The organism is Anabaenopsis arnoldii (assembly GCF_028331025.1).
In the GTDB taxonomy this organism is placed as follows: Bacteria; Cyanobacteriota; Cyanobacteriia; order Cyanobacteriales; family Nostocaceae; genus Anabaenopsis; species Anabaenopsis arnoldii.
Genome location: NZ_JAQMUH010000050.1, coordinates 1 through 9,048 on the forward strand (window position 1 = coordinate 1; position 9,048 = coordinate 9,048).

The following is a 9,048-nucleotide window of genomic DNA, read 5'->3' on the forward strand; positions in this document are numbered from 1 at the left end:
AAGCGTTGGCTTGCTGCTTATCGTTATTACTTCAATCAATGTATCAGTTATCTTCACAATAATTATGATACTCAAGTCAGACTAATTATTGATCAGAAAACTAGCACAGAAAAAGAAGTGAAGATATCTGCTGAGGAGTTAGATAAAATAGCTCAAAAAATAGATGTACCAGAATGGGTGAAAACATTACCAGGGCATCAACGTCAAGAAACGTGTTTTGAGGCATTTGATGCCTTTAAACAAGCTCGCAGTCAAGGCGGTAGTGCGAAATTTAAAAGCTGTAAAGCCACAAGCCAAACTATCCAATTCAAGGTTGGTAATTTCAAAAATGGTACTTGGTATCCGCGAACCTGTGGTAACTGCGGTCATGTTCACCATAAATTAGGTGGAAACAAAATTTTTAAATGCCCACATTGCGGAATTCAGGTCTATCGTGATGTGAATGGCGCACGCAATATTTTATTGCGTGCTTTGCAAGCAACTAACTGCCTTTAACGTGACGCATGATTCTATCGTGCTTTCTGAGGAGTCAGAATTGACGGATGCCGTAGTTAATCTAGTTTAATCGCTTTGATTAGCTTAAAAGTTGCACTCAGAATTTATTCTGTTGGATTTCTAAAGGTTTGCAGTTACCCCCACACGCACGGTAAACCCTGGACTATAAATACGGTTGACTTTTTCGTATTGCTCACCCAGGAGGTTTTCTAAATATATGGTCATGGCTGTATTATTGGTGAGGGGAATTTTGCTACTCAGGTCTAAGTTGAGGAAGGATGGGCTAAAGTCTGTAGGTGTTTGTCCCGCTTGAGTATTAGTAAATAAGGCTCGCCGCATTCCACTATTATAGGTAAGATACAAATTCCCTTCCCAGCCGGAATTGCGGTAGCTAATACCACTTTGGGCGACGGAATAAGGTATCAGACCTAATTGTAAACCTGCTTGTGTTCCGGTTTTGATTTCGGCATCTGTATAGGTATAGTTAACAAAACTCGACCACCGGGGAGAAATTTGTAATCTCAAGGCGGCTTCTAGTCCGTTGGTGTCTACTAACCCTACATTCTCCCATTTGCCGGCGACAATTGCTAACCGATTGTCTAAACTACTGCCAAAATAGGTAAATTGTCCTACTAAGTTATCTGTGAGTCTCACATCTGTTCCCATGGTCCAAGATGAGCCGGTTTCTGGTTTTAAGTCAGCGTTGGACTCCCACCCATGGACTGTATCATATAGATATAGTTGATCTAATCCTGGGTTGCGCTGTCCCCCGGCCCAACTCCCTCGCAGGGTGACTGCGGGTGTGAGGCTATAACGTAAGCCACCACTAGGGTTTAAGTAACTGCCAAATTCTCCATCAAAGCTCTGTCTTAGTCCTAAGTCTACCTGAAAATCTTCACTAACATTGAGGGTATTTACGGCAAATAAGGCTGTATTTAAGACGCTTCTATTTTCAACTTCGTTGAATCTCACTCTGTCAGGTCTGGTACTGAAGGTTTCACCGTTTAATTGAGAGTTTCGTAAGTCTAATCCCCAGCGCAGTTTGTTATTGGCTGTTAATTGCCAATCATGATCTACTCTGGCGGTAATTTTTTGGCTATCTAACACCCCCAGGCGGTTATATACTGTGCCGGTAAAGAATGTGGGGCCATAGGTGCTAAAATAATCTTGATTATATCCTATGGTGGTGGTTAAGTTGGAGCTTTCGCCTTTACCTAGGCGGGTTTGCCAAGATAAGCCTACATTTAAACCGTCATGGTCTAATCTATCTCTTTGCAGCAGGGGGGGAAACCCAAAGTAAACTAAGCCTCGGCGACTGCTAAGTTTTTTAATGTCTAAATTTAAGGAGTTTTGAGGATCTAAGTCTAAAGCAATGCTACCAAAGTAGGTACTGGTGGCTGTGTCTGCATTGGAGAGTAACCCTTGAGCGTCACGGTTAGCAGCACCTTCGGGGACTGAGTAACGGTTGTCGATGAAAAATCTTTCAAAGCTGAAGTTATATCTCACATCATCTACCCCAGCGCTGTAGGTGACCTGTTGATTATTCAGGTTTAATGAGCCAAATTGTACACTACTATTTAGTTTGGGGGTATCATAGCCTTCTTTGGTAATAATATTCACTACTCCCCCAAAGGCTGAGGAACCATATAAAGCTGAGGTGACACCGCTGGATAGTTCTACCCGCTCGATCGCTTCTACGGGAATACTATTTAGGTCTGTTCCACCATGATAGGTGCTAATATCATTATTAATTGGTCTGCCATTGATGAGAAATACAGACTGGTTAATTGATGCTCCTCGGTAGTATGTCCCTGTGTGAATATCAGCACCATGACCAACGTCATTGATGGCAAAACCAGGCATTCTTTTTAAAACATCGGCGACGCTGCTCGCATTTTGTCTTTTAATTTCTTCCTGGTCTATGACATACACCGGTGTGGAACCGGAAAAATTATCTGGTTGTCCTAATACTTCTAGCAGAATATCTACATCTTCGTTATTTTCGTCTGTGGTAGCTTCTTCTGGCTCGGTTTCTAAGGTAAATTCAATGGGTAGGGACTGTTGAGTTAATAATTCACCAGGGGTAACTGGTAACTCAAGATTTAAATAATAATTTTTATCAAGAACTAACTCTGTTTGTTGACTTGGGTTAGCAACACTAGGTAAGCTGATACATAAGCTCTGGACTACAACAGATAACACCACACAATATCTATATCTATTCACTTGGTTTTGGGAACATTTCATCAAAATACTATGTGGTATTGTCGTTGCTGTAGTTAAATCATGTCAAAAGACAGTCTGTCATAGTTTAAAACTTAGGTGTACTAAATTAGGGTTTCTGGGTGGCGATCGCTAGTTTTACTCCTTTTACCCGCCGCACCTGATCCATAATTGCAATTACTTGACCATGTTCTACCTTTTGATCAGCATTAATAATTACCATAGGTTCTGATTTCCCCTCTACCAAAGTACCGATCCGTTCCCCCAGGGAATTGAGGGGAACTGGTTGACGGTCTAAGCTCACCACCCCTTGACTATCAATGCTGATGGTAATGGTCAAGGGGGCTGATTGTTGATTAGCTGTGGCTGCCTGTGGTAAGTTGACTGGTAGGCTTTGTGATCTAGTTAAAAACAGAGTTGACATAATAAAGAATGTCAAAATAGCAAAGATGACATCAATCATAGGGACGATGTTAATCTGTGCGGGTAAATCGGGTTCATCTTGTAGGCGCATAGTCTTTTTCTCCTGGTTGATGGCGACGGCGATACAGCAGTTCTAGTTGTCCGCCATATTCCTGGAATAGGGCTATTTGACGCTGATAAAGTCCGCGGAAGGTGTTGGCGAAAAACAGGGTAAAGATGGCAACTATTAACCCTGTAGCGGTAGATACCAAGGCTTCACTAATACCGGAGGTAACCCCTATGGTTTGTGTACCCCCCACATTACCAATATTCAAGGAAGCAAAGGAAGTAATTAAACCCAAGACAGTACCCAGGAGTCCTAGGAGGGGGGCGAGGTTGATAATGGTGTCAAAAATGTTCTGAAAGCGTTTAAGTCCAGGTATTTCTGCTTGGGCTTCACTTTCCAAGGCCAAGCGAAATTCTTCTGGGGTGGCTTCCTCTAATTCTAAAGCTGCTAGGAAAATCCGGGATAGGGGTAAATTGGCATTGTTTCTGAGTATACCTATGGCAGTAACTAGGTTATCTCTGCGATAGAGTTGTAATACTTCTTGAATGATCCGGTTTTGTCTTCGGTTGATTTGCAGCCAAAACTTAATCCGTTCAATAATTAGCGCCACCGCTAATACAGAAAAGCCCAATAGTGGCCACATGACGATACCACCGGCGCTAAACAGATTATTGATTGCCATGGAACTCATTGTTAAACAACAAACACATAAACTAGAAGTATCCTGATATAATTGCAAGTTATTGTCAAGATAATTAGTAAACCTAAGATAGAATGATAATTATTATCACTAGGTTCTATCTATTTATTAATGGTCAATCCTCCATCACCTCCTAAAATTGACTTAGCTGTTATTGGTGCTGGTCTTCATGCTTTAACATTGGTAACCCATCTACTGCAAAAACGCCAAACTATGGGCGATCGCTTTTTGGTATTTGACCCATGGCGACAACAGTTCGCCGTTTTAGATATACCATACCTGGGATAGCGAAGCGCTGCTGCGAGCAGATCGCCGGCGGTACATCAACCTTTCGCCTTGGGGAATTGTGCCGAGTCCCGCTCCCATGCGCTATTCCTTCATGGCGGGGGATTTTGGTTACTGGCGGTGCTAAAATTCAGATACCTAATATTGACTTGCGTCGGACTGTCTATTATGCTATTCTTAAAGTAGATAAATATTGATAAGTTTATCAAGCCAAAAAAATAAAGGCTAATTGGTTAATGTAATCGCATCATGGCAGTGGTTACGATTGTGACTACTAAAAGATCCAAACCTGCCATCTCCTTTAACCAGAGAGCCGAAATATTTACGAGTTTTCCATTCAATTGATATATCCCGGACTTCTTGGCGAAGTCCGGGGTTTTTTTTGTCCAATTGAGCAACCTGTAACGATAGGGGTGTAGTGCTGCTACTTGATATATAATAAGGTGATATCAAGATCAAGTATTGAATTGAGACTATTGCCGACGCGAAAACCAAGCAATGATGGTGGTAGTATTTTTCAGAAACTTAATTGGAACACAATCGCGTCTGGCTAAGGCGTGAAAGTCTACACCAGGGATAACTGCTCCCATGCTCCCGTTGAAGTAAAAAGTAAAGTCTAGTTTTATCTAGGTTTTATATAGCAGGAAATCTTGGGGGAAAAATTAAGTAAGTCCCCCCTAAACCTTCTACAATGGTGCGTGTATTAGCAACCATTAATTTTTGATAATTATCGGCTTCGCCACCTGGTTCACCCAGTCCATAAGTATATAATTGCCTTTGAGATACTCTGACATTAGCCGGGGTAGGTACAGATGCGATAAACTGCTGGTTAATAGTGGTATCGGGAAAAATTGTTGGTACTTGGGCCTGTTGAATGGTTGTCACCCAAGTTTTTACTTGTGCATCGGTGGGATTTACTATACTACTAATATTCTCTAAACCCTTTACCAAAGGGATTTTATAGGCTGTAGTGTAATAATTCATCACATTACTAGTAGCGAGTAACTTCCGCTTGTCTTTGGGGATAGTATCTATCCTGGACTTAATCCAAGTATCGAGTTGAGTAAGTTCATTTTGAATTAATCTGGCGTTATCACTGTAAAATGTGGTATAATCTGGGTTAATAATTTTAAGATTGTGGCTAATTATCTCCACCATTCTGATAGTATTCTTAACATCGTGCCAAACATGAGGATTAGCTAATCTCTCGCCAGATGCGAGAAATTGCTGGGGTTGGGGAACTGCTAGTTCATTTACAGCTACTTTGGGGGTAGAAGTTTTACCTTCTGCAAGTGTTTTGAGCAGTTCTGATTTAAAGTTGTAACCGGTGTGGAAAACTAAGTCAGCTTGGGCGATCGCTTCCCGGTGTCCCGATCTGGGTTGATAGAAATAAGAGTCGTTATCAGGGGAACCCAAGCAGGTGAGGTTAATTGTATTTTGCGCCACCTGTCTAGTTAAATCACAAAGTATGGTGGTAGTAGCGACAACCCGGGGAAGATTTTCTTGTATTTTAGTGCTTGGCTGAGTAAATGAGGTGGTTACTCTTTGATTTGCGCATCCCAGAAAGCCGATTGTTAAAACTACTAAGATACCAGGTAATAAATTATTTGATAAATGATTTGATAGTAGTTTTTTAACCATCATCGATTCCCCAGTGGATGTGTAAAAACTATAAAAAGCGGACTAATAGCCCACCCCATAACATTGATAACATGAATTAGTAATTTAAATGTGCTCAAAAATCCACAGATGGTAACTTTCCTTGGAGTATTTCCAATTTAGACTGAACACAAGTGGCGCAGTTACAACCGAGTTGATCCATAATGGGATTAGATGTTTTACTGACATGAAGGGTTGAGAATCCCCCCCATGGCTGAGACTGTACGGAGGTCATCTGTGTAGTAAATGCAGGTGCTGGGTTGCCTAGCAGGAGTATAGATGCTAGAAATACCGGAGATGCTAGTAAAATCATTTTGGCTATATTCATGATTGATACCCAAATAATATTGCTCATCCAGAATAACCAATAAATTATCTAGCTTCAACCTGAATGATTATAAAGGGAACAGGGAACGGGGAACAGGGAACGGGGAACACATATTAGAGGATGTTTTAAAAGTTCTGATTAATGTATCAGATATTGTTTGACCCCACCTTCCTCTTTAACTACCTTTAACTAGCGCCGAATCCCTGACCCCGTGACACCTTAGACCAAACCAGTAACTCCCCTTGATCTCCACCTGCTGCTAAAAACTTACCCTGGGGATGCCAAGCTAGAGTAGAAAACCCTCGAGCAACACCGGTGAGTACTTGGGTAACTTGTTTGGCTTTTTTCCACAAACACAACCAACCATCACTAGCAGCGGAAGCTAGGAGGAAACTTTGAGGCGCAAAGGCGATCGCGGTGATCATATCCACATGATTAGTTAAAATCCGTGCTTCCCAGCCCAAATTTTCATCCTCTAGCTTTTCCCAAACTACGATACCCTCTACACTAGAAGATGCCAAAATTGGCGCACCCAGTTTGTTAGTGACTTGTGACCATGCTAGATGTCTAATTTTACCAGGAAATCCCCGCATAATCCAGGGGTCGGGATTACCCCACTCTAAAACAGTGATACTGCGATCCATATTCCCAGAGGCTAGGAATTTACCATCGGGTGACCAAGCCATGGCTATACTGACAGTGGATATATCTAAAATATATGGTTCCTGCTCCCAGTTTTGGCTATCCCAAATCTTTACACCTTTATACCCAGAAATTGCTAGGTATTCCCCATCACTACGCCAATCAATGGCCAATACTGAGGAGTTATCAAAATTCAGGGTAACAACTACCTCCCTATTGTCCGCATCCCAGACTTGGACACAACGCCCTAAACTAAAGGCTAGTTGATTACCGGAGGGACTCCACCCCAGCTTATCTACCCATGCGGGGGCATTTTCTAAGGTAGTAATTAATTCCGTACCTTGCCAAATTTTTACCTGTCCATTTTGTCCCCCCACAGCTAAAAACTGACCATCTGGAGAAAAAGCTACACAGTCTATTGATGTACTTCCCCCCGTTTGTAAGGTGGTGAGCTGGTTATCATTCACTAGGACAACTTCACCAGCTGCGGAGGTAGCAACTAGGACTTTACCATGGGGAGACCAGGCGATCGCAGTCACATAGTCGGAAAGAGTCGCGGAATAGTGTTCTTCAAATTCCTTAGATTTACTAGCTGTAGGGTTCATAACTCAAAGGGGAATGGGGAAATGGGGAATAAGAAATCATCCTACTCCCTTGTAGCTTAGTCTGTACCTAGTTTAAACAAAACAAGCCAGAAAATCCTGCTTAAGTTTGGCTCCATCAAGATTACGACCAATGAAAACCAACTCATTTTTGCGAGTTTCATCTGGTTTCCAAGGGCGATCGGGTCTACCATCTAAGATCATATGCACACCTTGGAACACATAGCGATTATCTTCCCCTGCAATATTTAAAATCCCTTTCATGCGGAAAATATCCTGTCCTTGGGTACGCAATAACTCAGACAACCAAGCGTTTAGTTTTTCTCCATCTAACTCTCCTGCTTCCACCAATGCTACAGAATAAACTTGGTCATCATGTTGGTGAGCATCTTCACCCAAGAAATCCGGGTCAATTTCCAACGCCCTCTCTAAATCAAAAGCCTTCACACCCAATAAAGCGTTCATCTCTAGTTGGGCGTTTTGGGTACGGTAGATTTTTGCCATTGCATTCATCCCCCGAATGCGCTGTTCTAATTCATCTAACTGTTCTGGGGTGACTAAATCAGTTTTATTTAGGAGAATCACATCAGCAAAAGCAATCTGTTCTTGGGCTTCGTCAGCATCCCAATGTTGCCAAATATGCTTCCCATCCACAACAGTTACCACTGCATCTAAAGACAGTAAGCTTTGCATATCTTCATCGACAAAAAATGTTTGAATTACCGGCGCTGGGTCAGCTAAACCGGTGGTTTCAATCACTAAATGGTCGAACTTATCGCGCCGCTTCATTAAGTTACCGATAATCCGAATTAAGTCCCCACGCACTGTACAGCAAATACAGCCATTATTCATCTCAAAAATTTCTTCATCTGCATCAATAATCAGTTGATTATCAATACCTACTTCCCCAAATTCATTGACAATTACAGCTACTTTTTTTCCGTGTTCGTAGGTGAGGATATGGTTGAGAAGAGTGGTTTTTCCCGAACCCAGATAACCTGTGAGTACAGTTACAGGTACGGTATTCGTGATTTCTTCAGTTAACATTGTCTAAATGCCTTTTTGTCATAGGTTAGATAATCATTACCACCCATGATAATTCTTTTTATATCTTTGTGGTGGATTCACTGTAAGAGGATGTTTAAAGTTTATATGATGATACTTTAACTATGGTTTTTTTACTAACCCATCAGTCCTAGGACATATATAGATGTTAATCCTGATGCAGTCTACAATACTTTTGGTGTTGATCAGGAAAGTTGAGAAAATCAGTTATCTCACAGTCAGCAATTTTATGGGTGTAGTAAGAAGTCTTGTGTGGCGGTGAAAACAATGTCTGGGTGTTCTTCATGTAATCCCAGAGAACCGGGAATAACTACGCTTCTTACTCCTGGTAGTGCTGCTACGGCGTTCATTTCTTGTCGGGACTTGGGGGGACTAGATTCACCAATTACCACCATCAGGGGTATGGACAAGTTGCGTACAAGTGTGAGTTGACATACTCACCGACCTTGAAGGTCGGTGATTCTTGACAGTTCACAGTAACTCGCTGCCGAAACAGTCTTACAGTCACTCCCTGTCCATTTTAGGTCGTGCCGATGCCCCATGCCGACCATTTCTATGTTCTTAGCAGCATTCTCATCTC

8 protein-coding genes and 2 pseudogenes are annotated in these 9,048 nt (G+C 41.9%); 2 read left to right on the forward strand and 8 right to left on the reverse strand.

Going from position 1 to position 9,048, the window contains the following annotated elements; all coding sequences use genetic code 11:
• Window positions 1-495, forward strand: a 495-nt coding sequence (locus PN457_RS03950) for a zinc ribbon domain-containing protein (RefSeq protein ID WP_271731468.1), incomplete at its 5' end; no start/stop codon positions are given.
• A 120-nt stretch (window positions 496-615) separates the two neighbouring features.
• Here PN457_RS03950 and PN457_RS03955 read toward each other — a convergent pair.
• From PN457_RS03955 to PN457_RS03965, 3 genes are all read right to left on the reverse strand, one after another.
• Window positions 616-2,742 carry a TonB-dependent receptor plug domain-containing protein gene (locus PN457_RS03955; protein ID WP_271731469.1) on the reverse strand — a complete coding sequence of 709 codons (2,127 nt, stop codon included), beginning with the start codon at window positions 2,740-2,742 and terminating at the stop codon, window positions 616-618.
• An 85-nt stretch (window positions 2,743-2,827) separates the two neighbouring features.
• Window positions 2,828-3,232 carry an ExbD/TolR family protein gene (locus PN457_RS03960; protein WP_271731470.1) on the reverse strand — a complete coding sequence of 135 codons (405 nt, stop codon included), beginning with the start codon at window positions 3,230-3,232 and terminating at the stop codon, window positions 2,828-2,830.
• Entirely contained in the window at window positions 3,216-3,869 is a 654-nt protein-coding gene (locus PN457_RS03965) for a MotA/TolQ/ExbB proton channel family protein (protein WP_271731476.1), read from the reverse strand. The genes PN457_RS03960 and PN457_RS03965 overlap by 17 nt, the downstream gene beginning before the upstream one ends.
• Before the next feature lie 129 nt (window positions 3,870-3,998).
• Here PN457_RS03965 and PN457_RS03970 point away from each other — a divergent pair.
• Window positions 3,999-4,262: pseudogene (locus PN457_RS03970) on the forward strand (hypothetical protein); the annotation flags it as partial.
• Window positions 4,263-4,805: 543 nt separating this feature from the next.
• Here the strand turns inward: PN457_RS03970 and PN457_RS03975 are convergent.
• The 5 genes and pseudogenes from PN457_RS03975 to PN457_RS03995 all read right to left on the reverse strand — a co-directional run.
• Window positions 4,806-5,816: a metal ABC transporter solute-binding protein, Zn/Mn family gene (locus PN457_RS03975; RefSeq protein ID WP_271731471.1), complete on the reverse strand. Its 1,011-nt coding sequence runs from the start codon at window positions 5,814-5,816 to the stop codon at window positions 4,806-4,808.
• Window positions 5,817-5,907: 91 nt separating this feature from the next.
• Window positions 5,908-6,159, reverse strand: a complete 252-nt coding sequence (locus PN457_RS03980) for a hypothetical protein (protein ID WP_271731472.1) — start codon at window positions 6,157-6,159, stop codon at window positions 5,908-5,910.
• Window positions 6,160-6,344: 185 nt separating this feature from the next.
• Complete coding sequence (locus PN457_RS03985) at window positions 6,345-7,406, reverse strand: WD40 repeat domain-containing protein (protein ID WP_271731474.1); 1,062 nt, start codon at window positions 7,404-7,406, stop codon at window positions 6,345-6,347.
• Between the two features lie 72 nt (window positions 7,407-7,478).
• Window positions 7,479-8,450: a CobW family GTP-binding protein gene (locus PN457_RS03990; protein ID WP_271731475.1), complete on the reverse strand. Its 972-nt coding sequence runs from the start codon at window positions 8,448-8,450 to the stop codon at window positions 7,479-7,481.
• Window positions 8,451-8,695: 245 nt separating this feature from the next.
• Window positions 8,696-8,896: pseudogene (locus PN457_RS03995) on the reverse strand (alpha/beta fold hydrolase); the annotation flags it as partial.
• Window positions 8,897-9,048 lie beyond the last annotated feature (152 nt).